This is a genomic window from Planctomycetota bacterium (assembly GCA_016125255.1).
In the GTDB taxonomy this organism is placed as follows: domain Bacteria; phylum Planctomycetota; class Phycisphaerae; order Phycisphaerales; family Zrk34; genus RI-421.
Map to the genome: position 1 here is coordinate 1 of WGMD01000038.1, position 22151 is coordinate 22151.

The following is a 22151-nucleotide window of genomic DNA, read 5'->3' on the forward strand; positions in this document are numbered from 1 at the left end:
CTGGGGGTCAAAAGGTCGTGGGTTCAAATCCCGCCGCCCCGATATTTTCCCAATTGAAGCCCTTCGACGAGTACGTCGAAGGGCTTTTTTTGCGGCGAGAGTTTGATGCATTCGAGCCGAATCGTGCGGCGGAAAAATCCGCCCGGGACGTCCAATCCGGGGCGGGTCGTTCGTTATGAAGATGGAGAGCAACAGAAGGCGCCGACAGCCATGGACCACAAGCTCATTGTTCACACGCTCTTACGCGAGCGTGGCCGAATCACTTCGCTGATCTGGTCCATCCTGCGCGATGGGCACGAGTCGGATGATCTTTTTCAGGAGGTTTGTTTGCGGGCTTTGGATCGCGAGAACTCGTTTTCGGATGAGGCGCATCTCCTGCGATGGGCGCTGAAGATTTCGCGGCACAAGGCGATCGACCTGCTGCGGGCTTCTAATCGAAAAGTCTTGTTGATGGATGACGCGACGATGTCGCTGCTGGAGGATCGGTGGTGCGATAGGGACCTGCCGGCCTGGGAACTGGGCGAGGCGCTGGAGCACTGCATTGGATTGCTGCCCGCACCGAGTCGGCATCTGCTGGACCTGCGTTATCGCGAAGCGATGAATGGGAAGACCATCGCTAAGGCGCGGGGACAGAAACGCGACGCGGTCTACAAGGCCCTGCAGCGCATCCACTCAATTCTTCACGACTGTATCCGAAACCGCATCGGCAGCGCCGCTGCGGAGGCAGGCGATGTCTGACATGCACTGCCCTATTGATGAACGTATCGCCGAACTGATCGTTCGTTATCTGGATCATTCCATCAACGAACAGGAACTGGCGGACCTGCAGCAGGCGCTGGCTGACGACCCGCAGGCCATGCTCTACTTCCGCATCGCTACGATGGCGGCCAGCAACATCGCCGCAAGGCCCATCGCAGGCAAGCGCACCATCCTGGAAACGCACGCGATTCGGTCAAGCCGCCGCGCGACGCTTGTGCGTACCGGCATGGCGATCGCGGCGATGATCGCCCTGATGCTCTTGGGTTGGTTCGCGATGTTGCCGAAATCGCAGAAGGCCAACAAGCCCGACCCGACTCGCGGTTTGACCGTCTCGGGCGTCGCTCTGCTGTCGGACTTCTCGAAAGACGCCGTCTTCGCCGATGCGAATCAGCCGAGGAGTCTGGGCGCATCCCTGCCGGTCGGGCGGCTGAGTCTGACGGCCGGGACTGCGCAGGTCATGTTCAACTCGACGGCCGTCGTCGATCTGACCGGCCCATGCGACTTCCAAATGACGGAGCCCAATCGGGGGCGTCTCATGTCCGGCGCACTCGCCGCCTTTGTCCCCCAAGGCGCTCACGGCTTTACCGTCGACCTGCCGGACGGCCTGCGCGTCATCGATCTGGGCACGCGCTTCGCGGTCAACCTGCATGATTCAACCGTGCGGGTCGACGAGGGCCAGATTCGTGTCATCTGGGAAAAGCGCGGAGTCGACACACGTTTGAGCGCCGGCACCGAATTTCGCTTCGCCGACGACAAGGCGGACGTTCTGACGCCAATGCCGCTGGCGGACGGCGGTTTTGAACTGGGCGGGAAAATGACCGGCGACACGGCCGTAGTGTCGGATCTGCCCGCCGGGAAGTGGTTGCCGGTGCAGCCGGACTCCACGGTGTCGATTACCGGCGGCGATCGCGGTTTGCGAGCCCGATCGGGCAAGACGATGCTGGGCTTTTACGGCAGCGGCCGCGTTCGAGAGCCGCGTGGTGTTCAGCGTGTCGTGTCCACCGAACGCGGCCGCAGCTACGAGCTTCGCTTTTACCTGGCCCGGCAGACCAATCGCAACGTGCCGTCGATCGACGTCGACGTGTTCGACGGTCTTCCTTCGGCGTCGACCGAGCAGTTGTCGGTCCTCGCTCATCAGACTTTCCAAGCGGACGGGCCGGCCGAAACATGGACCGATGCGCAGACCATCCGCTTCACCGCGCGTTCGCAAACGACAACGCTCCGATTCACCGAATCCCCCAAGTCAGACACCGCCGGCGTGGACCCGTTCCTCGACGACGTGTCGTTTTACCTCGTCAATGAACCCGCACGGACAGATTCATCCAACGGGGCCGACACCCCAGATTCAAAAAGGGAGCAATCAAAATGAGAACTGGAATGTTTCGTATCGGACTGGCGCTCGCCATGGTCATCGCGCTGGGAGTCTCCGCTGAGGCGGCGCCTGTCAATCTGATCGTCAATGGATCATTTGAGGATTTCACCGGCGGCGGCTCCGGTTCCGGCGGCGCGCCTGCAAACGGCGACTTGCTCAGTGCCCTGACACCGACATCGTGGACGATTGACGACAACGGCGGTGGGAGTAATGGCGCTTTCTATCAGACCATCAGCTTCGGGCTGACTGCGCAATCGGGTTCCGCATTCGCCAGATTCAACGGCTCCAACGTCTCCATTTCCCAGACCTTCGCCACCGTCGTGGGCAAGGTTTACGATGTGACTTTCTATCTGGGGACGAACTTCGCCAACAATACGAACGCCGACATCGTTTTCAGCGTGACCAGCGGTGCCGGTCCATCAGCGAAATCATCGCCAACGGCGGCGTGGACGACGAATGGATCAAGGTGACGAGGTCGTTCACCGCCGGCACCACCTCCTCCACATTGAAACTGAAGGAAAACGGAAGTTCCAGTCAAAACGACCCCAATTTTGACAACATCTCCGTGACAATCGTGCCCACGCCCGCGGCGCTGCCGGCCGGGCTGGCACTGATGGGTCTGACGGTCATGCGCCGTCGACACATCGCGTAAGCACTGAATCGCACGCATGCGATCGTGCGGTGAAAATCGCACAATCGCTTTCCCAGGCCGGGACCGCCCGGCGATATCGTCGATCCCTCCGAGTCGGATGGAAAATGGTCATGCGCCGACATGGCTTTACATTGATGGAATTACTCGTCGTCATCAGCATTATCGCGCTGCTGATCGCGATACTGTTGCCGTCGCTGACCAAGGCGCGGGACTTGGCCAAGTCCGTTGCCTGCCGATCGAATCTGCATCAGATGCACATCACCCAGATCGGTTTCGCCGTCGAAAATGCCGACAGCGCGTTCAAACACGTGGGCCGAAACACGACGACCGGAAACGACCCGGAGCATTTCTGGTTCGGACAGCTCGCCAAGCAGATGGGCACATTTCAGGAGCAGACCACCATGTTCTGCCCGTCCGCTCACGAACTGAATCTCCATTCGCCGCGCGGCTACACCGGGTTCGGCGATTTTCAGCACGTATGGGGCAGCGGCGACCCGACGAATACTTCATGGGTCAGCGGGTTCACCGGGTCGTATATGTACAACGCCTGGATGTATAACATCGAAAAAAGCCCAAAACTGCCCACCGGAACGTACAGCCCGGCCAGCCGATACTGGCAAAAACTCAGCAGCGTCAAGTACGCGAGCAACACACCCGTCTTCATCGACGGCGCCTGGTGCGAGGGCTGGCCGAAGTCCACGGACACGACCAACGGCAACCTCTATGACCCCTATGACCCGTGGCTGAGCATCGAAATGAGCCGGGTCACGATGAAGCGCCATGAGGAAGGCACCAACATCGTGAGCGTCGACGGATCGGCCCGCAACATCCGCCTGCGCGAGTTATGGACGCTCCAGTGGCACAGGTCGTTCGACACGACGACCGGCTTCGATCCCGAACAATGAGTTGGGCTTCAAAGGTTCCGTCGCCGTGCACTTGGGTCACGGACAATCTGAGCCACGAAGTTCAACACTACGACGCGGCACACGAGGATGCTGCAGGAAAAGGCCAGATCATGACACGACATACGCTGACACTGCTGTTCGTTTTGTTGACGATGATCGGTACAGTTCAAGCAGACGATCGCCCCAATGTCGTCATCATTCTGGCTGACGATCTTGGTTGGGCGGATATCGGTGTTCAACATGAACCAGCGACCGTAGATGTTGCCACACCCAATATCGACAAGCTCTTTGAGTCGGGACTTCGCTTCACAAACGGCTACGTGGCCAGTGCGACTTGCGGGCCATCGCGTGCGTCTCTGTTGACCGGGCGCACGTCCAGCCGCTTCGGGATTGAAGGCAACGAGGAAGTCGGCGTACCGACGACCGAGATTTTCATTCCGCAGATCATCAAGCAAGCGGGCTACACGAGCGGGATCATCGGGAAATGGCACTTGGGGGAACATCCAGGCCAGTTGCCTCTGGATAAAGGATTCGATGAGTTCTACGGATTCCTCGGCGGAAATCACAACTATTACTCCAAACCACTTTTGTCCGGCACAAAAGAGGTGGACTTCAAGGGCTACCTGACGGACGCATTGGCGGACAAAGCGGTCGATTTCATCGAACGAAATAGGAAAGGTCCCTTCTTTCTCTATGCGGCGTTCAACGCCCCTCATTCTCCGATGATGGCAACGCAGCATTACATCGAACGCGTTGTTGAGCACCAGCCGCGCTTCAAGCCGGTTTACGAACGCATGAAACTGATCAAGGGTCGCGATGCATTGCCTGATTTCAGCTTTTCGGAATTTCGGTCACCAGATGCGGATCCGCAAATCATGAGACTTGTCTATTGCGCCATGGTCGCGGGGTTGGATGATGGGGTCGGCAAGATCATGGAAGCCATCGACAAAGCGGGGATTCGCAAGAACACGCTGGTTGTATTTCTCAGTGACAACGGAGCCGCTCTGGCGCGTCCGACCGATTTCGGCGGCGTGAATCTGCCGCTGCGCAGCGGGAAAGGAACGGTTTTTGACGGGGGTGTGCGCGTGGTGTTCGGCGCCTCCTGGCCAGGGACTATTCCAGCCGGCAAAGACTATGACGGGATCGTCAACGCCACCGATCTGTTCACCACCACCGTCGAACTTGCCGGCGCGAAGGTGCCTCAAGACCGAAAGATCGACGGCGTCAATCTCATACCCTATCTCACGGGCAAAATGCCGGGCAACCCGCATGACACGTTTTTCTTCCGCCGCAAGGATCAAGATAGTTGGTCATTGCGTTCGGGCGACTTCAAATGGGTCAAGGATCGAAAATCCAAAATGACGGCCGAGGGAGAACTCTACAAAATCTCCGAGGATGTTTCCGAATCGAAGGATATCAGCTCGCAATACCCCGATGAAAAGAAGCAACTGATTCACCTATATGAAACCTTGACAAGAGACCTGCCCGATCCTGAACGATAGAACGCCCGCGAAACATCCTCAGATGGCTTCGACATCACCGCAGTCTGTCCACCGCACACGTCGCTCCACCTACAACACGCCGAGCGTATACAGCTTCCGCGTTACCCCTCGCAATCCGAGTGCACTCAAACATTCGCTTTCCGAATTGACATGACGTACGCAATATTGACATCACTACACCGTTGTCCAATCACTCTTGCTCTCACGGCGACCATCACCGCCAACCACGCTCATCAGAATGGCGATGCATACGGCCCAAGTAAACCCGACGATAATCATCCGATGATGAAGAGATTGATTCCACTTTGCCTGCTTTGTCTCGTGATGTGTGGATCGGCGTGCGCCCAGTCGAGACTCGACCGTCTGACCGTGCTCGGCGACGAGTGGCCGCGCGTGTTCTTCTTCCGCATGGCCGAGGGCCGCGCGATTCAGTTGCGGGATCAATACGGCAAATGGAACGCCGAATTCGATCGGCTGATGGGCATTGAGGGCAAGTCGCTCAATGAGGAGGTGCCGGGCCGGGCGGGCACGCGCGCGTTTTTCACGCGGTTCAAACAGGATCATCCCGACCAGCTTGTCATGCTTCACTTCAACGGTAACGCGCGCGATCCGCGCGACGCGCCGGGCTATTTCGCCGGTCACTGGCTCTATTGCAACGGCGCGACGATCGGCGCCGATGTGCCGGCGGAATCCGGCCAGACCGCGATCAAGGTCGATGACACGCGTCTGTTCGTCGTCAACGGGGGGCGCTACAAGCGTTCCAACGACGACATCGGCCTGTGTGAACTCGATGCGGCGGGTCGACTCGACTGGTCGCGCAGCGAGCAGGTGCAGTTGGTGTCCGTCGACCATCAGCGAAAGGTCATCGTCGTGAATCGCGGCTGCTATGGCACGACGCCGCGATCCTTCAAGGCCGACCGCGCCTATGCCGCCGCGCATGTCGGTGAGGGTCCCTGGGGCAAGGACTCGAATCTGTTGTGGCAATACAACCATTCGCTGCGCTGTCCGCGCGACGCCGATGGCCGCGTTTGTGACGATCTGCTTGTGTCCGAACTTGCCGCGCACCTGAACAGCGGCGGCGACCTGGCGACGTATGACGGGCTCGAATTCGATGTGCTGCGACATACGATCCCGCCTCATGCCTCCGACCGACGCAGCATCGATACCGACGCCGACGGCCAAATCGACGATGGATACATCGACGGCGTCAACGAATACGGGCGCGGCGTGGTTGAGTTTCTATCCGCTCTGCGCCGCAAGCTTGGCGATGAGCGCCTGATTCTGGCGGACGGACAGGAGGCCGGCAATCAACGGGGATTTGGAATTCTCAACGGCATCGAGTCCGAAGGTTGGCCCGACCTCCGCGATCACGACATTGATGACTGGTCCGGCGGACTGAATCGTCATTTCTACTGGGCGGCTCATGCCCGCGCTCCGGCGTTCAGCTACTTCAATCACAAATTCACCGAACGCGGCGATCAACCGGGAGACACGAAGGAGCCGGATACTCCCTGGCGCATTCATCGTCTTGTCTTCGCTGCGGCCATGTTCACCGATTCAGCGATCTGCGCTTCGTTCACACCGCCCCCTGAACGCGGCGAAATCTACGGCATATGGGACGAGTTCCGCAAAGGTACGGAGCATCAACTTGGCTGGCTCGGCAAGCCGCTCGGTCCGCCGATGCGCCTGGCGACGACGCAAGCCGATGCACTTGCGGGCGTCGATCTGACAAATCGATTGACCGCAGAGGGCGCGACGATTCGTGTCGAGCGCGATGGCGTGACGCTGACGCCGATTGCTTCCGACAAAGGCGACGCAGCGATCACTTTGATCGTGCACGATGTGCCGTGTGACGGGCCGGATCTGTTTATCACGATGACCGCCGCCGGCGCGTCATTGCCCGGCGATCCGCCGACGGTCGCTCGCCTGATGTTTGCCACTGCGGAACAACAGAAGTATCAGAGCTGGTTGGGAAGCGAGCCGTTTGAATCCACGTTCTATTTCAAGCAATTGCCCGGCAAGACAGTTGACATTGTGTTCAGCTTCGAAGGTCGTGCGGCAGTGACGATCACCCGACTTTCGGCCTATGCGGCGCCGGATACGATAGCCCGCGCTTACGAGCACGGACTCGTCATCGCCAATCCCGCGCCGCATCCGGTGACGATCGATCTTGCGAAGCTGCGCCCGGACGAACACTACCGCCGCCTGCGCGGCTCGCCGATGCAAGACACACAGACCAATGACGGCTCAGCGGTCACCGGGCCGCTGGTGCTTCAAGGCAAGGACGCCTTGTTCCTTGTTCGAGACGAATAGAGCAAACCACTCGCATCACATAATGCGAAACTTCGAAAGGCCCCGCTCATGACATCTCCCTCCATCTCGCGTCGCAACTTCAATCTGGCCGCGGCGGCGATGACCAGCGCCGCAGTGATTGGTTCGCGCGCTTACGCGGCCGGCAGCGACAAGATTCGCGTCGGCATCATCGGCGCCGGCAATCGCTGCTCGATCGACGCCCGCGATCTTCTGATCGCCGGCGGGGACGTCGAGATTGTCGCCATCGCCGACATGTTTCAGGACAAAGTCGACACATTCATTGCGACCCTCAGCGATCCCAAAAAGTACTGGGGCGAATACGACAAGGCCCAAGGCAAGTTCAAGGTCACGCCGGACGACATTTATCTTGGCTTTGATGCGGTGGACAAGGTTCTCTGCCGCAGTGATGTGGACATGGTGCTGCTCACCACGCCGCCGGCGTTCCGCGCCGATTACATCGTGAAGGCCGTCGCCGCCGGCAAGCACATCTTCGCCGAAAAGCCCGGCGCGGTCGACGCGGTCGGGCTTCGCAAGCTCTACGCGGCGCATGAAGAAGCCGGGAAAAAGGGCCTGTCGATCGTCGTCGGGGCGCAGGCCCGCCGCATGCCGCACTACATCGAGACGATCAAGCGCATCAAGGACGGCGCGCTGGGGCCCGTCACGACCGGCTATCCGTACTGGCACTGCGACATGGTCGACTGGCACTGGATCGCCAAGGCGCCGGGTATGAGCGACATGGAGCATCAGCTTCGCGCCTGGCCGCATTTCGTCTGGACCGGCGGCGATCACTATGTCGAACAGCACCTGCACAATCTCGACGTGATGAACTGGGTGCTCGGCACGCCGGTGCGTTGTCTGGGGCACGGCGGACAGGCGCAGCGTCACGACAAGGGCCCGATCTTCGATCACTTCAATGTCGAGTTCGAATACGACAATAACATCCGCGCCAACAGCGGCGCGAGCCAGCTCGCCCGCTGCATGAACGTCATCGGCGAGCGCTTCGCCGGCCCGCTCGGTGAAGCGTGGCTCAGTCGCGCCGGCTGCTACATCACCGGTAAGAACGCATGGAAGTGGACCGGCCCGCTCTCCAGCGGCGGGCACGAACAGTTCGCCGACCTCACCGGCGCGATCCGCTCCAACACGCCGATCAACGAGATCAAACGCCTCGCCGATGCGACGACCATGGCCATCATGGGCCGCATGTCCGCATACACCGGGCGGGCCACATCATGGGACTGGCTGCTTAATGCCTCGCAACTGGACCTGATGCCGCCCGCGGAATTGATGCGCCTGGACGCTTCGCTGCCTGAATGCCCGCTGCCCGTCCCCGGCGTGACGAAGCTCGTTTGAACGAAAACAGACACCGACCCGGCGGCGGTTTTTTCATGGGGTTCGAGCGCACCAATCATTCATGTCCCGCTTGACGCACGGGGGCGCCGTGTTTCGGGGCGTCGCACGGGAATGCAGTGGATCAATCCGAGAAGCATCAACCCCGATGATGGCTCGGGGATGGTGAAACCCACGCGGTTGTAGCCGATCACATCAAAGGCGCGAAAGTCGTTGCTCGTAAAAGCCAGAAGTTCTCCCGAAACGGCGGTGGGGTCCATCAGGCCCAATCCCAATCCGTCCTGCCAGTGAGACTCTTCGTATATCGCGCCGTGGGAAAAGAGCGCCAGCGGCGTAGCTCCGCCGTCGACGGAGAAGTATTTGTCAGTATCGTCCGCGGTCCAGTCGATGACGCCCGGCCCGCCGCCGGGACCGATGCTGCGGGTCGAGAACTTGAACAGGTCCAACGTGGTGACGTATTTGAGCTGATTGTCGTTGAGACCCGGCGCGGTCGCGTTGCCGGCCAGCAGGTCCACACCGCTGTCAAAACCCAGCACGTGGCCGATCTCGTGCGCGGCGATGCCCACGAAATCGAGCTTGTTGGCGGCGATGCCGTCGCTTCGGTCAAAGTCATAAATGTTCTGCGTGGTGAAGGTGATGATGCCGTCGGTGTTGCCTGATCCGCCGGGGTAAATCGCCAGCGCTTTGGCATTGGCGGAGGTGATACGGATGAAGGCGTTGTTCTCCGGGCCGGCCTGCCCGGGGCCGCCCAGGCCCGTGTCGAAATAGGGCGTGATGCTCACGACGCCGTCGGGATCGTTGGCGGTGCGATTGATCAGCATCGAAATGGCCGAACCCATCTGCAGCGCATTCGTACTCGTCAGATCATCGGCGCTTTGCCGATCAGCCACCAGGGCCGACCGCACATCGGCGTAAGGGTAGAGATCATAGAAGCTGTCTGTGTGTCCGAGCACGCCGGTGGGCAGCGTCGCGCCCTTGACGCGAATGTTGACGGTGATCGAGTCATCGAAAGCGTCGGCCCACATCGCCGCGGCGGCCGCCACGCCCGCCAACATCTGCGACGTCGCACCGCCGCCGTTGGTGATATTGAATGTCATCGCCGCTCGAGCGACGGTGGGCATGATCGTGGACAAAGCGATAGCGCTGGCGAGTCGGATGACGCGTTTCATGGTGAGTTCCTTCCTGGAATTGAAATGGGATGTCGTTACGTCATGGTGATTTGGGCGCGACTCCGGAGGATTGATTTCCGAGGGTTCGACTTCCGGGGGTGTAGGCGAGGATTTTCAGGGCAGGTTGTCCATCCGCCTTGTAGACCGCTGCGTCCAGACCCGCTTGCAGATCCGCGACGGTGCAGACTTTGTCATTGAGCATCATCTGAGTGGTCGAGTCGAATTCAATTTCGACCGGCGATCCGGTGCTACGCTGAATGAAGAGCGACTGACGACTGATCCGCGCGACTTGGCCGGTGATGATGACGGACTTGGGCGGCGCGCCGGACGGCGGCGGTACGGTCGGCGGCACGAACGCCAACCGCACCGCCGTTCCGATCAGCAGCACCGCTCCGACGTAGATCAGCCACTTGACCTTGGTCCATAGAAGGCGGCGCATGGCCGATTCCGAGAGCATGCGGACCGAATCGGACGCCGCCACATGAGCGACGTTGCCCGCAGCAGCGGACGAAGCCAGTTTGGCGGAGGCGGCGATGAACGACGGCGACGCTTGCGATGCGGAAGGGAGGATCCATGGCCCCACGAGCGCGGCCTGCCCCATCGCGGCGCCCCGACGCTCCATCAATTTACGAAGCATGGTCCGTCCGCGATGCAGCCGCACCGCCAGCGCGTTGACGCTGCAACCGATTATCGAAGCCGTTTGCGCCTGCGAATGGCCCTCCAGGTGATGCAGGATGAGCGGCACGCGGTATTTCTCGGGCAACCGGTCCAGGCCGGCGTGAAGCGCTTCGAATTCGATCGGGTCGCGCTCTTGCTCCTGAGTCTCGTGCCTCATGCGAGCGGCCTCCATCTCATGACGGCGTCGGGTCGCACGTGCCCGCGCAGCGCGCACCGCCACATGCCACGCCACGCGATGCAGCCATCCCGCTGTGCTGGCACGGGCCTTCCTGTCGTGTGCCTTGCGAGCGAGCGTCAGGAACACCGCCTGCGCCGCGTCCTGCGCTTCCGCAGCGTCGCTTAGCGTCGAACGGCAGACGGCAAGAACCATCCCCCCGTGCCGGCGATCCAATTCGGCGAAGGCCCCCTCGTTGTGCGTGCTCGAAAACTCCGCGAGCAATTGCGCGTCGGTGGCGTCCGCCGTCTGTCTCGGGTGCGGGGTGTCCATCTATCTGAATATCCCCTGTGACCGGGCCCACATTACAACTTTTTGAGAAGGAATTCGACGATCCCGTTTTAGCGATAGGTGCCTGTCTGCTGTGACCTGCCGCTGTCGCTCCTGCAATACGCACCGTGCATCAGACGATGGATATAGTGTATCGTCGGGTTAAGCGTTGATCGGGCTGAGACTTCACGCGAGCCAACATCCATGAAAGTCACGCGAGTCTGGTTTTACGCTGTTGTGGTCATCGGGCTCTGCGCGGTGCCCGCCGTCCGGGCCGCCAAGAAGCATCCTCATCACAAGTCCGGCGGCTCAGCGAAGCCCGCGACCCCATCCCCGACCGAGCCGGCCGATGCCGACGCCGTCGACGCAATCGCCCACCGCAAGCACCCCTTCGTCGTCTACGAACATATCCACACCCGCGGGCGGCCCGATGATCTGACCGGCTACGGACTCGTCCCGATCGAGCTTTGCTACAACACCAAGACCAAACAGGCCGTCGAAGCCAGCGTCAAGGCCAAGGCCGAAAACTCCAACGGCGCCCCGATCGTCTTCGACATCGAGAAGACCAACCGCAATGACCATGATGTGAGCAGCGGGCATCTGAAGGATGTGGCCAAGTGGGCTCACGAAGCCGTGCCCGGCGTCAAAGTCGGACACTACGCGGTCGGGCCGTCGCACCTGACCCCGCTCGGTCGCCCGATCGAGAAAAGCGTCGATGCATTCTTCCCATCGATGTACGTGCACAACACCAACCGCCGCGCCTGGCAGCACACCGCCGACAAACTCGTCGAGCAGGGCCACCGCGCCCACAAGCCCGTGTATCTGTTTTTGATGCCCAAGTTCCACGGCCGCAAAGGCGGCGACATCCCGCAGGCCTTCTGGGCCTTCCAGCTTCAAGCCGCCTACCGCAGCGGCGCCGACGGCGTCGTCATCTGGGCCTCCAACCGCGACCAATGGAGCGAAAACGCCGGCTGGTGGCAGGCGACGAAGCACTTCATGAGCGACTTGCAGGCCGGTAAAATGCAGCGGTCGCACAGCAATCGACGATCCGCCTGAAACGCCAGCCCATGATTCGAATCTTCGCGCCCCTCATCATGATCGCGCTCGCCGCATGCACGCACACAGCCAGTTCCATCAACTCGGCGGACGACGCGCTGAACGAACTACGGACGTCGGCCCACTTCAAGCACATCCGTGAACGGGTCGGGCAGCCCGACGATATCCGAATCATGCTCGAATCCTCGGACACCACCGCGTACGATTTTTGGATCTACGAAGACCGGGACACTCACGCCGCGACGATCGAGCGTGTTAGAATCGATCATCAGGGCCGCCTGTTTGTCTATGACATTGTCGACGACACTTGGAAACTGACCGGCTCCGCTCCATAAAACACTGAACGAGGCACACGATGCCGTTCAAGCTATGGCTTTATTTGTGCAAGCTGGCGGGTATTCCGCTGTTCGTATGTTTCATAGCGTTGATACTCCTCGGCAGCGATTGGTCTGCGGTCGCGACACGCGTCTTGTTTTGCGTGCTCCTCGCCCTGGGTGCAACCGGCGCGTGTATGGGCGTGTTGATGGTCTTCGGCCGGCTGAAGATGCGTTGCCCGTTTTGCGGACAGCGCGGCGAGGCATGGGGCAGCAAGTCCGAAGGAATCCGCATGGAATGCCCCACGTGCGGATTGATCTGGACAGGCGGCGCGCTGGGCCTGCAAATCTTCCGAGAAAACACGCCCGAAGATGCCGGGCGAAACAACAGCGGAACGAATCGCAGACCGGCAAAATGCGGCGGACGCGAAAAATAGCATGACTGTCATCCGAAGCTGTCGGTGGCGCCTTGAACTGCGAGTATGATGATCTGCGAATGTCATCCGACGACCCGAAACCGCGCAACTTCCGATTGAGTTCTGGCAGGAGCGATCTATCGCTGCTGTTTGCGGCTTTTGTGTTCGGGGCGATACTCATTTGGTTTCCCGATGCTGAGCCATGGATCACGCGCATTCTGCTCGTATTTGTCGCTGGCTTTTTGCTGCACATCATCATCACGTTTCGAGGGTTGCCGGCCTACCGACGCGCGCACTTCAACGGACCCGTTTGGGGTGCGATTGGAATTGTCCAGTTGCTGGTCTATGTGTACGCGTTGATCCGCATGTTTGGAAAAGGCCAATGGATCGACGCCATTCTCTGGTCCATCCTTGTCACCGAAATAGCAGTCCTCGAATGGCGATTCGCCTTCGGACCAGACGACATCAAGTCCGAACACGCTTTGAAATCGAAGACGGATGACCGGGAACAACCGTAGACGACAGTGAATGCTCACGCCGGCGCAAGAAAAAGCTCCGCATCGACTTGCGCGGAGCTTTGGAAGTGGGCCTGGGAAGATTCGAACTTCCGACCTCACCCTTATCAGGGGTGCGCTCTAACCAACTGAGCTACAAGCCCGTTTGTGCAGGTCCATAGTATAGCGGGCACATTCGGCCGGACAAGCGAGGGGGCGGACGGGTTTTGGGCCCTCAGGGAAGCGGCTCGACGTGCAGCACGGCGTCGGCGAAAAGGGTCCAGTCATTGCCGTCGCCGTTGCCTCCGTCCGTCGCCGCGAGCGTCAGAAAGCGGTCGCCGTCGCTCAGGTCCACGCTCACGGCGATCGCGCCGTCGAGGGCGTTGATGTTCCGCCGGCTGAAGCGCATCCGTCCATCGACCAACACCCACACATCCGCCGACGTCCGCTCGCGCGGCGACTGACGACCGGCTCGCTGGAGCGTGATCTCGGCGTCGGCGGCGACGGCCGTCAGCTTCACGATCCGCACGCCGGGGTAGGCGTCGCGCACGGCGGCGAGGTCGAACGTGACGGCCTTGTTGGCGTGCAGGTTCAATAGACTGTGGCCCGGCTGCGAGTAGTCGGTGCCGGCGACGACGGTGTTTAAGCGCGTGTCGTAGGTCACGACGGGGGCGTCCTTCTTGAACGTGTCATAGCCGATCTGCGGACCGTTCCAGACATGGCCCCATGCGTGACCGGAATTGGGCGGCAGCGCCTCGGTCGTGACGCCCGTCGTGCTCACGATGTTCAACTGCCCTTTGGGGTCGGGCATGAACACGCCATCGACGAAGGGCAGCTCGGCGACGGGCAGGTACTTGCCGCGCGAGAACGGATTGATGATTTCCGAGAGTGTGACGATGCGGCCGTCGGTGATGCTGATGCCGGCGAGTCGCCCGTTGCCCAGACCGCATCCCCCGCCGACCATGTCGGGCAGATCGATGCGGCGGCCGGCAAGACTCGGGCCGCGCGCGGTCGGGACGTATTGTAGGAAACGATGCTCGTCGGCATCGGTCATCGACTCGGTCGCGCCGAGCCGCAGGCATCGGCCCGCATCGATGCGGCGGACATGTTCGGCGCCGGTCCGCCAATCGACCGGATGATCGATGGCGTGCACCTGCGTCGCGCCGTCGGGCGCGACGATCAATCCCCACCGCCCCGCCGCCGCCGCGAGCTGACCGTGCGGGGTGACAATCGGGATGGACAAGCCGGTCGACCCGCTGATGCGCCCGCGATGCAGCGTCAGCCCGTCATCACCCAGATCGAAGTCGGCGGGGGCGTCGATAATGACGGTTTTCTCGGAAGAAAGCTGCAATTCGACGATGCCCTGCGCAAGCCGCCATCGCCCGGGCGTCAATGCGTCGCGCGCCGGCGACTTGACCCAGGCCGCGTCGGCGGCGGCGACGATCTTCACCGGCGGCGACGTCGCTTCGTGCGATCCGCCCGAACGGAGCCAGACGAACGACACCAGCGCCCCGGCGACGACGCCGATGAGCAGCAGCGCCACGGCGTTGTACTTCTTGCGCTTGGGATGGCGGGCCGGCGTCATGCCGCCGGGAATGAGCAGCCCGTGCCCACGTGCGACGCGCCGGCGAAGCTCCGCATGCGCATCGACATATTGAATGTACGCCAGCCGCGATTTTTCGTCGGCGGCGAGCAGCGCGTCCAGCTCGGCAAGCTGGGCGTCGTCGATCGTGCCCTCCACCAGCGCCGACAGCAGATCCGTCAGATGATCATCACCCGCCCGCAGCGTCACGGTCCGACCTCATCGGCAAGCGAGCGGTTCAGACACGTCAATAGCTTGCGGCGAAGGCGCGTCAGGGCGACGTAGAGCGTATTGGTCGGACGGCCCGATTCCTGAGCCAGTTCCACGATCGTCTTGTCCTCGCCGTAGCGCGTCTCGATCAGTTCGCGCTCGCCGGGCTTGAGATGGCTCAGACACCCGTCCAGCGCCCGGCGCTGCTGCACCAGAAGCTGCTGATAGCGCAGGCGATCGTCCGCCAGCGCTTCGACGACCGCATCGGAAAAATACTTGCGGCGGACGTTCTCGCGCTTGCGGTGACGCATCACCTCGACGAACGCGAATCGGGCGGCCCAGGGCAGAAACGGCTTGTCCGCATCGTACTCGTCGAACTTGCGCCAGAGGTCCGCCGCCGCCTCCTGCACGATATCCTCCGCGTCGGCGGGATGGGGCACGAGCGTGAGCACATAGCGGTAAAGCTCATGCTCGTGTTTTGCGAAAAGGCGGGCGAATTGCTCGTTGGGTTGGGCCATGCGGTAATATTTATCGTGTCGGGCTTGTCAGGTTTCGCGCCGGCGGGCGGAATATTAATGGAGCGCCCATGAAAATCGCGATCGCCATGACATTCGCCGCCGTCCTGTCGCTTGTCGCCCCGGCTTGTTTGGCCGACGCGCCGATCGATTTTAGCACCCAGATCAAGCCCCTGCTGCGCGAGCACTGCACCAAGTGTCACGCCGGGCCCAAGCGCAAGGGCGGGTTCAGTTTCGACAGCCCCCACTCGGTCCTCGAAGGAGGCGAGAGCGGGCCCGCCGCGGTCGTCGGAAATGCGGACAAGTCGCTGATCATCAAGCTCGTCAGCGCCACGGACCCCGACGACCGGATGCCCGCCAAGGGCGATCCGCTCACGGCGGATCAGATCGCGCTGCTCAAGGCGTGGATCAATCAGGGCATGACATGGGAAGCGGGGTTCACGTTCGCACCGGTCTACCCGATCGCCCCGCTCGCGCCGCGGAAGCCGGACCTGCCCGGCGCCGATGTGAACATCAATCCGATCGACCGGCTGCTTGCCCCCTACTTCGCGGAACATCATGTCGCGCTGGCGCCCGTGCTTGACGATCACGCGTTCGCCCGGCGCGTCGGGCTTGATCTGGTCGGCCTGATCCCGTCGCCTGCGGAGCTGGCGGCGTTCGAAGCGGACAAGTCGCCGGACAAGCGCGCGAAACTCGTCGAGAAACTGCTCGCTGACCGCGACAACTATGCGGTGCACTGGATGACGTTCTGGAACGATGCCCTGCGCAATGCCTATCGCGGCACGGGCTTCATCGACGGCGGACGACGGCAGATCACCGGCTGGCTCTATCAGTCGCTCTACGACAACATGCCCTACGACCAGTTCGTCCGCGAACTGATCGACCCCGTCGACGGGTCCGAAGGGTTCATCCGCGGCATCGTCTGGCGCGGCGTCGTCAACGCCAGCCAACGCCCGGAAATGCAGGCCGCACAGAACATCGGGCAAGTCTTCATGGGCACGAACCTCAAATGCGCCTCGTGTCACGACAGCTTCGTCAATCAATGGAAGCTCGATCAGTCGTACGCGCTGGCGAGCGTCTTCGCGGATCAACCGCTTGAGATTCACCGCTGCGATAAACCGACCGGCAAAATCTCGCGCGTCGGCTTCCTGTTCTCCGAGCTGGGCGACATCGACGCCAAAGCACCGAAGGCGGAGCGGATCAGGGAACTGGCCAAGCTGGTCACGGCCCCGGGCAACGGGCGGACGGGGCGGACGATGGTGAACCGGTTGTGGGCGATGTTGATGGGACGCGGGATTGTGGAGCCGGTCGATGACATGGATCAGCCGCCGTTCGATGCGGATGTGCTGGATTATCTGGCGTCGGATTTGGCGGATCACGGATACGACCTGAAGCGGACGCTGACGCTCATCTGCACGTCGCGCGTGTATCAGTCGGCGGCGATCGCCCCGCCGGACGACAACACGTACGTGTTTCGAGGGCCGATTGTCCGTCGCATGGACGCGGAGCAGTTTGTCGATGCGGTGTCGACGCTCACCGATCAATGGCAGCGCGTCACGCCCGACATGACCAAGGCCAACGGCGGCAACGGCAAAGGCGGACAGTTGGCGGCAATCATGTCGGCGCGCGGCGCGGCGAAGACGGATGAGCCGTTGACGGGTCGATGGGTGTGGGACGATGCGAAATTGGCGATGCGCGATCCGGGCGGACGCGTGTACCTCCGCACCGTACTCAAGCTCGATAAAGCCCCGACCCGCGCCCCCGCCGCGATGACCTGCGACAATCAGTTCACGCTCTACATCAACGGCGAAAAAGTCGCAGAAAGCGACGAGTGGCAGAAGCCCGTCCATCTCGATCTGGCGAAGCATCTGAAAGCGGGCAACAACATCATCGCCGTCGAAGCCACCAACTGGCCCGACAAGGAGCACAAACTCGGCCTGCAATTCACCGAGCCCAACGGCGCGGGATTCGTCCTCGCGATGGCGGGATATGAAGGCGAGCAGCGCGCATGGACGCTCCTCAGCGATGATCAATGGCTCTGCTCCCGTGTCGCCGCGCCGCGCTGGCTCAGTGCGGACTTCGATGCGAGCGCATGGAAGCAAGTGCAGGTGATCGAGGCGGACAAGGCGCTCTGGAAGCTGGGCGATCAACTTGCGGTCGGTTCGCCGGCGAAGGCGCCCGATCATGTGCGTGCGGCGATCGCGTATGACACGCCGCTGCTGGTGGCGATGGGCCGGCCCAATCGCGAGCAGGTCGTGACGCGCCGGGACACCCTGGCGACGACGCTCGAAGCGCTGGAACTGACCAACGGCGCGACGCTCGACGCCATGCTTCACGCGGGAGCGGATCACATACTCCACGACGTCGGCGACGATGCGGCGAAGCTCGTGAGCGCGATTTACCAAAGAGCGCTCGGCCGCGAGCCGAGCGCGGCGGAGCGCGCGGCGGCGATGGAAATCGTCGGCTCGCCGGCGACCTCGCAAGGCGTCGCGGACCTGATGTGGGCCATCGTGATGCTGCCGGAATTTCAACTGCTGCCCTAAGGAGGCCTAATTGCCCTCCCCCTTGAGGGGGAGGGTTGGGTGGGGGTGAATCGCATCGCTTCGAAACCGTTCCGAATCGGAACACGCTTCGACGGATACGCCTCACCCGCCCCCAGCCCCGCCCTCAAGGGCGGGGTGTGACGACCGCGACGACACGATCGCACGCACCGAAATCGGAGACCCTTGTCATGACAACCACACGACGCCAATTCATGCAAAACGCAGCCGCGGCGGCGCTGGCGATGTCCGGGGCGCGTATTGTCAGCGCCGCTTCGCCGCGCGTGCCCGAGCTTTTGCCCAAGGCCGACGCCATGATCCTCCTCTGGATGGCCGGGGGCATGGCCCACACCGAGACGTTTGACCCCAAGCGGTTCACACCCTACGAAAAAGGCCTCGAATCCAAGCGTGTCCTCAGCACGTTCCCTGCGATCGATACCGTCGTCGACCACATCAAAATCTCGCAGGGCCTCAATCGCATCGCCTCGGTGATGGATCGCGGCACGCTCATCCGTTCGCATGTACTGGGCGACCTGGGCTTCATTCTCCATTCGCGCCATCAATACCATTGGCACACCGGCTACGAACCCCCGCAGACCGTCGCCGCGCCGCATCTGGGCGCCTGGATCGCGCACGCGCTGGGTCCGCGCGATCCGGCCATGCCCGCGTTCATCGACATCGGGCAACCCTACGACGGCAACGGCGAAGCGGAGGAGCTTAAGGCGTTTCAGACCGGCGGATGCCTCGGCAGCGAGTACGGCCCGTTCCGCGTGCCGCTCCCGCAGCAGGCCATCGAAGCCGTGCGACCCCCCGCCGGCATGAGTCAGCGGCGCTTCCGCGATCGCTATGACACTTACCGCAAACTCGTCGCCGCCTCGCCGGCGCGCTCCGCCGACGACGAAGCGCAGCGCTCCGCCCTGCTCCGCTCCCTCGACAGTGCGTATCACCTGCTCGACAGCCCCGCCGCCGCCGCCTTCGATCTCTCCAAAGAGCCGAAGGCCTCGTACGACATCTACAACACCGGCAAGTTCGGCCTCGGCTGCCTGCTCGCCCGCCGCCTCGTCGAATCCGGTGCCCGATACGTCGAAGTCACCAGCGAGTACATCCCCTTCAAATACTGGGACACCCACGACAATGGCCACACGCGCATGGTCGACCTCAAAAAGATGATCGACGCCCCCGTCGCGCAGTTGATCCTCGATCTGGAAGCGCGCGGCCTGCTCGACCGCACGCTGATCGTCCTCGCCTCCGAGTTCAGTCGCGACATGATGGTCGAAGGCAAGGCCGACAAGCCCGTGAAAAATCAGGTCAATCAGCCCGATGTCATCGAGGACGAAAAGTTCTACGGCATGCACCGCCACTTCACCGCGGCGTCGAGCGTCCTCATGTTCGGCGGCGGCGCCAAGCGGGGCTTCCTCTACGGCAGGACCGCCGACGAACGCCCCTGCTCCACCATCGAAAATCCCATCACCATCACCGACCTGCACGCCACCATTTTCCACCTCCTGGGCATCGCCCCCGATTACAAGATTGACGTGGAAAAGCGGCCCTTTTACGTCACCAAGGACGGCAAAGGCGAGGTCTGCCGGGGGTTGATCGCGTAGGCGTTCGGCTTGACTTTCCGCGGCGGCGGTTCTACTTTATGGGCTTGGGCCGGGCTGGTCCTGCGCCCCTGCTTGATCCCTAATTTCAACGCCTCAACACCCGCTGGAGACTTTCCTCATGGCTATCAAAGTTGCAATCAACGGCTTCGGTCGCATCGGCCGCCTCGTCGTCCGCGCCGCCGCCGGCGATTCGGACATCGAGTTTGTCGGCATCAACGACCTCGTCCCCTCCGACAACCTCGCCTACCTCCTCAAGTACGACTCGACGCACGGCCAGTTCAAGGGCTCCGTCGAGGCCTCCGAAGAAGGCATCCTCGTCAACGGCAAGCTCATCAAGTGCGTCTCCGTCCGCAACCCCGAAGAACTGCCCTGGGGCGCGCTGGGCGTTGACTACGTGGTTGAATCGACGGGTCTGTTCACGGACTACGAAGGCGCCGCCAAGCACCTCAAGGCGGGCGCCAAGCGCGTCGTGATCTCCGCCCCGACCAAGAGCCCCGAGCAGGTGCCGACGATCGTCATGGGCGTCAACGAAGATTCCCTCGGCGACGAGAAGGTCGTCTCCAACGCCTCCTGCACCACCAACTGCCTCGCTCCGATCGCCAAGGTCGTGCACGAGCAGTTCGGCATCGTCGAAGGTCTGATGACGACCATCCACGCCGCCACCGCCACGCAGCCGACTCAGGACGGCCCGTCCAAGAAGGACTGGCGCGGCGGTCGTAACGCGTACATGAACATCATCCCCGCCTCGACCGGCGCCGCCAAGGCCGTCGCCCTCGCCATGCCCGCCCTCAAGGGCAAGCTGACCGGCATGGCCTTCCGCGTGCCCACCGCCGACGTCTCGTGCGTGGACCTGACCGTCCGCACCGAGAAGGCGACCACCTACAAGGAAATCTGCGCCGCCATGAAGGCCGCCAGCCAGTCCGGCCCCCTCGCCGGGATCCTCGGCTACACCGAAGACGAAGTCGCCAGCAGCGACTTCATCGGCGACCGCCGCTCCTCCATCTTCGACGCCGGCGCCGGCATCGAACTCTCCAGCAACTTCTTCAAACTCGTGAGCTGGTACGACAACGAAACCGGCTACGCCAACCGCGTCGTCGACCTGATCCGCCACATGGCCGGGGCTCTGGCGACCGCCTGAACGCCCGCCGAGTTCGATCACTGACAACAGCCCCGCGCCCCGAATGCGGGGCTGTTTTATGCGCCATCGCATTGCATGGACCATGCAAGGCTTGACCGGCCCGGTACGTCGTCGATAGCTGATCGCAAGGCGTGGGGAGTCCGAGCCGGCGTGCCCTCACGCCGGGACCAAGCTGGCCCAGTCGAGGTTGTAGCGGCGCGACGTGTCGGCCCCGCGGAGCTTGATTTCGTCGCCGTCGCAAGTGACCCATCCTTCGCTTCCCCACAGCCGGGCCGCTACGCGGCCCCGGTCAGTGAGGTAGGGTGGGTCAAGCGCAGCGGACCCGCCACGCATGACGGACCCATGTCCATATTTTGAACGGCGACATTCGCGCGGCGGTCCATGAATCATTCAACCTCCAACTTCGTCTCGATGCCGCTCGTGCCCCAATGCGCGTCGAGGATGCCTCGGCGGACGAACAAATGCAGCGAAGAATACGGCCAATCGATCGGGCGGTTCACGTGTCCGTGCTTGACCGGGTTGTAATGAATGTCATCGACGTGGGCGGCGAAATCGTCCTCATCACGAATGAGATGTTCATAAAACCGCCGCTGCCACACGCCGCTTTCATGTTTGGCGATCTGGCTCGGTCGGCGATGCGATGCGCGGCCGATGCGCCGAGCGAAGCGCGACTTGACGAGACGCCAGCGCGTTGAAAAGTCGTCGTCGCCGGCGGGCAGCGTCCAGATCATGTGCAGGTGCTCCGGCAGCGCGACGGCCGCGTCGATCTTAAACGGCCGCGCTTCCCGCACCGCTGCGAACGCGCGGCGGAGATGTCTGATATGCTCGACGAGCGATCGCTTACGTCGATCTTTGAGATTGACGGTGAAAAAGTAAGTTCCGCCGACTTGTCGCCAACGACGATATTCGGGCATCGAATCATTCTACGCCCCGCGTGGCGGGTCCGCTGCGCTTGACCCACCCTACTTCGCTGTTCATCGACGGCGTGGCCGAGCGATTGCATCCGGGTCAGCGCAAGGACGCGGTGCTGTGCGCCTGGGGCATCGATTCAGACGGTAAAAAGCACCTGTTGTCGTTGACCCCCGGAACAAAAGAAGACAC

Annotated in this window: 20 protein-coding genes and 1 tRNA gene; 15 read left to right on the forward strand and 6 right to left on the reverse strand. The window is 62.0% G+C overall.

The features are described 5' to 3' along the window. The first annotated feature begins 105 nt into the window (after nucleotides 1–105). The 8 genes from GC162_20455 (at nucleotide 106) to GC162_20490 (ending at nucleotide 8853) form a co-directional block, all read left to right on the forward strand. Nucleotides 106–738, forward strand: coding sequence for a sigma-70 family RNA polymerase sigma factor (locus tag GC162_20455; GenBank protein MBI1371013.1), 633 nt, complete (start codon nucleotides 106–108; stop codon nucleotides 736–738). Next, nucleotides 731–2128: a hypothetical protein gene (locus tag GC162_20460; GenBank protein MBI1371014.1), complete on the forward strand. Its 1398-nt coding sequence runs from the start codon at nucleotides 731–733 to the stop codon at nucleotides 2126–2128. The genes GC162_20455 and GC162_20460 overlap by 8 nt, the downstream gene beginning before the upstream one ends. 8 nt (nucleotides 2129–2136) lie before the next feature. Then, the gene (locus GC162_20465) at nucleotides 2137–2601 is read left to right on the forward strand and encodes a hypothetical protein (GenBank protein MBI1371015.1); all 465 of its coding nucleotides are present in this window, start codon (nucleotides 2137–2139) and stop codon (nucleotides 2599–2601) included. After that, complete coding sequence (locus tag GC162_20470) at nucleotides 2577–2783, forward strand: hypothetical protein (protein MBI1371016.1); 207 nt, start codon at nucleotides 2577–2579, stop codon at nucleotides 2781–2783. The genes GC162_20465 and GC162_20470 overlap by 25 nt, the downstream gene beginning before the upstream one ends. A 104-nt stretch (nucleotides 2784–2887) precedes the next feature. Further along, entirely contained in the window at nucleotides 2888–3688 is an 801-nt protein-coding gene (locus tag GC162_20475; protein ID MBI1371017.1) for a prepilin-type N-terminal cleavage/methylation domain-containing protein, read from the forward strand. Further along, complete coding sequence (locus tag GC162_20480) at nucleotides 3628–5190, forward strand: sulfatase-like hydrolase/transferase (GenBank protein MBI1371018.1); 1563 nt, start codon at nucleotides 3628–3630, stop codon at nucleotides 5188–5190. The genes GC162_20475 and GC162_20480 overlap by 61 nt, the downstream gene beginning before the upstream one ends. A gap of 282 nt (nucleotides 5191–5472) precedes the next feature. After that, nucleotides 5473–7503, forward strand: a complete 2031-nt coding sequence (locus GC162_20485) for a hypothetical protein (protein ID MBI1371019.1) — start codon at nucleotides 5473–5475, stop codon at nucleotides 7501–7503. Nucleotides 7504–7551: 48 nt separating this feature from the next. Continuing rightward, entirely contained in the window at nucleotides 7552–8853 is a 1302-nt protein-coding gene (locus tag GC162_20490; GenBank protein ID MBI1371020.1) for a gfo/Idh/MocA family oxidoreductase, read from the forward strand. 59 nt (nucleotides 8854–8912) lie between these two features. Here GC162_20490 and GC162_20495 read toward each other — a convergent pair whose 3' ends face one another. Together GC162_20495 and GC162_20500 are read right to left on the reverse strand one after the other, a co-directional pair. Further along, on the reverse strand, nucleotides 8913–10019 hold the full coding sequence (locus GC162_20495) for a PEP-CTERM sorting domain-containing protein (protein MBI1371021.1): 1107 nt from the start codon (nucleotides 10017–10019) through the stop codon (nucleotides 8913–8915). A gap of 40 nt (nucleotides 10020–10059) precedes the next feature. Next, nucleotides 10060–11184 (reverse strand): sigma-70 family RNA polymerase sigma factor, encoded by a 1125-nt coding sequence (locus GC162_20500; protein ID MBI1371022.1) that lies wholly within the window; start codon nucleotides 11182–11184, stop codon nucleotides 10060–10062. A 201-nt stretch (nucleotides 11185–11385) separates the two neighbouring features. Here GC162_20500 and GC162_20505 point away from each other — a divergent pair, with 201 nt between their 5' ends. From GC162_20505 to GC162_20520, 4 genes are read left to right on the forward strand one after another with little or no spacing between them, the layout of a single operon-like run. Further along, entirely contained in the window at nucleotides 11386–12237 is an 852-nt protein-coding gene (locus GC162_20505; GenBank protein ID MBI1371023.1) for a hypothetical protein, read from the forward strand. A 38-nt stretch (nucleotides 12238–12275) separates the two neighbouring features. After that, nucleotides 12276–12572 (forward strand): hypothetical protein, encoded by a 297-nt coding sequence (locus GC162_20510; protein MBI1371024.1) that lies wholly within the window; start codon nucleotides 12276–12278, stop codon nucleotides 12570–12572. Between the two features lie 20 nt (nucleotides 12573–12592). Continuing rightward, on the forward strand, nucleotides 12593–12988 hold the full coding sequence (locus GC162_20515) for a hypothetical protein (protein MBI1371025.1): 396 nt from the start codon (nucleotides 12593–12595) through the stop codon (nucleotides 12986–12988). A gap of 59 nt (nucleotides 12989–13047) precedes the next feature. Beyond that, nucleotides 13048–13485: a hypothetical protein gene (locus GC162_20520; GenBank protein ID MBI1371026.1), complete on the forward strand. Its 438-nt coding sequence runs from the start codon at nucleotides 13048–13050 to the stop codon at nucleotides 13483–13485. A 66-nt stretch (nucleotides 13486–13551) separates the two neighbouring features. Here GC162_20520 and GC162_20525 read toward each other — a convergent pair. From GC162_20525 to GC162_20535, 3 genes are all read right to left on the reverse strand, one after another. Beyond that, nucleotides 13552–13625: transfer RNA gene (locus GC162_20525), tRNA-Ile, on the reverse strand. Between the two features lie 71 nt (nucleotides 13626–13696). Further along, nucleotides 13697–15253 (reverse strand): hypothetical protein, encoded by a 1557-nt coding sequence (locus GC162_20530; GenBank protein MBI1371027.1) that lies wholly within the window; start codon nucleotides 15251–15253, stop codon nucleotides 13697–13699. Further along, a complete protein-coding gene (locus tag GC162_20535) occupies nucleotides 15250–15771 on the reverse strand; it encodes a sigma-70 family RNA polymerase sigma factor (protein ID MBI1371028.1) in 522 nt (173 codons plus the stop codon). Before GC162_20535 ends, GC162_20530 begins: the two co-directional genes overlap by 4 nt. Before the next feature lie 68 nt (nucleotides 15772–15839). Between GC162_20535 and GC162_20540 the strand changes: the two genes are divergently transcribed. From GC162_20540 to gap, 3 genes are all read left to right on the forward strand, one after another. Then, nucleotides 15840–18311: a DUF1549 domain-containing protein gene (locus GC162_20540; protein ID MBI1371029.1), complete on the forward strand. Its 2472-nt coding sequence runs from the start codon at nucleotides 15840–15842 to the stop codon at nucleotides 18309–18311. A gap of 188 nt (nucleotides 18312–18499) precedes the next feature. Next, nucleotides 18500–19912: a DUF1501 domain-containing protein gene (locus tag GC162_20545; protein MBI1371030.1), complete on the forward strand. Its 1413-nt coding sequence runs from the start codon at nucleotides 18500–18502 to the stop codon at nucleotides 19910–19912. Nucleotides 19913–20030: 118 nt separating this feature from the next. Then, on the forward strand, nucleotides 20031–21050 hold the full coding sequence (gap, locus tag GC162_20550) for a type I glyceraldehyde-3-phosphate dehydrogenase (GenBank protein ID MBI1371031.1): 1020 nt from the start codon (nucleotides 20031–20033) through the stop codon (nucleotides 21048–21050). A gap of 386 nt (nucleotides 21051–21436) precedes the next feature. Here gap and GC162_20555 read toward each other — a convergent pair whose 3' ends face one another. Then, nucleotides 21437–21964, reverse strand: coding sequence for a transposase (locus tag GC162_20555; GenBank protein ID MBI1371032.1), 528 nt, complete (start codon nucleotides 21962–21964; stop codon nucleotides 21437–21439). Nucleotides 21965–22151: the final 187 nt, after the last annotated feature.

Excerpts from the sequence above, each read along its gene's own strand:
- GC162_20460 (MBI1371014.1), top strand. The coding sequence starts at position 731 with ATGTCTGACATGCACTGCCCTATTGATGAACGTATCGCCGAACTGATC.
- GC162_20465 (MBI1371015.1), top strand. The coding sequence starts at position 2,137 with ATGTTTCGTATCGGACTGGCGCTCGCCATGGTCATCGCGCTGGGAGTC.
- GC162_20495 (MBI1371021.1), bottom strand. The coding sequence starts at position 10,019 with ATGAAACGCGTCATCCGACTCGCCAGCGCTATCGCTTTGTCCACGATC.
- GC162_20500 (MBI1371022.1), bottom strand. The coding sequence starts at position 11,184 with ATGGACACCCCGCACCCGAGACAGACGGCGGACGCCACCGACGCGCAA.
- gap (MBI1371031.1), top strand. The coding sequence starts at position 20,031 with ATGGCTATCAAAGTTGCAATCAACGGCTTCGGTCGCATCGGCCGCCTC.
- GC162_20455 (MBI1371013.1), top strand. The coding sequence starts at position 106 with ATGCATTCGAGCCGAATCGTGCGGCGGAAAAATCCGCCCGGGACGTCC.
- GC162_20535 (MBI1371028.1), bottom strand. The coding sequence starts at position 15,771 with ATGGCCCAACCCAACGAGCAATTCGCCCGCCTTTTCGCAAAACACGAG.
- GC162_20490 (MBI1371020.1), top strand. The coding sequence starts at position 7,552 with ATGACATCTCCCTCCATCTCGCGTCGCAACTTCAATCTGGCCGCGGCG.
- GC162_20485 (MBI1371019.1), top strand. The coding sequence starts at position 5,473 with ATGATGAAGAGATTGATTCCACTTTGCCTGCTTTGTCTCGTGATGTGT.
- GC162_20480 (MBI1371018.1), top strand. The coding sequence starts at position 3,628 with ATGGACGCTCCAGTGGCACAGGTCGTTCGACACGACGACCGGCTTCGA.
- GC162_20475 (MBI1371017.1), top strand. The coding sequence starts at position 2,888 with ATGGTCATGCGCCGACATGGCTTTACATTGATGGAATTACTCGTCGTC.
- GC162_20515 (MBI1371025.1), top strand. The coding sequence starts at position 12,593 with ATGCCGTTCAAGCTATGGCTTTATTTGTGCAAGCTGGCGGGTATTCCG.
- GC162_20545 (MBI1371030.1), top strand. The coding sequence starts at position 18,500 with ATGACAACCACACGACGCCAATTCATGCAAAACGCAGCCGCGGCGGCG.
- GC162_20540 (MBI1371029.1), top strand. The coding sequence starts at position 15,840 with ATGAAAATCGCGATCGCCATGACATTCGCCGCCGTCCTGTCGCTTGTC.
- GC162_20520 (MBI1371026.1), top strand. The coding sequence starts at position 13,048 with ATGTCATCCGACGACCCGAAACCGCGCAACTTCCGATTGAGTTCTGGC.
- GC162_20510 (MBI1371024.1), top strand. The coding sequence starts at position 12,276 with ATGATCGCGCTCGCCGCATGCACGCACACAGCCAGTTCCATCAACTCG.
- GC162_20505 (MBI1371023.1), top strand. The coding sequence starts at position 11,386 with ATGAAAGTCACGCGAGTCTGGTTTTACGCTGTTGTGGTCATCGGGCTC.
- GC162_20555 (MBI1371032.1), bottom strand. The coding sequence starts at position 21,964 with ATGCCCGAATATCGTCGTTGGCGACAAGTCGGCGGAACTTACTTTTTC.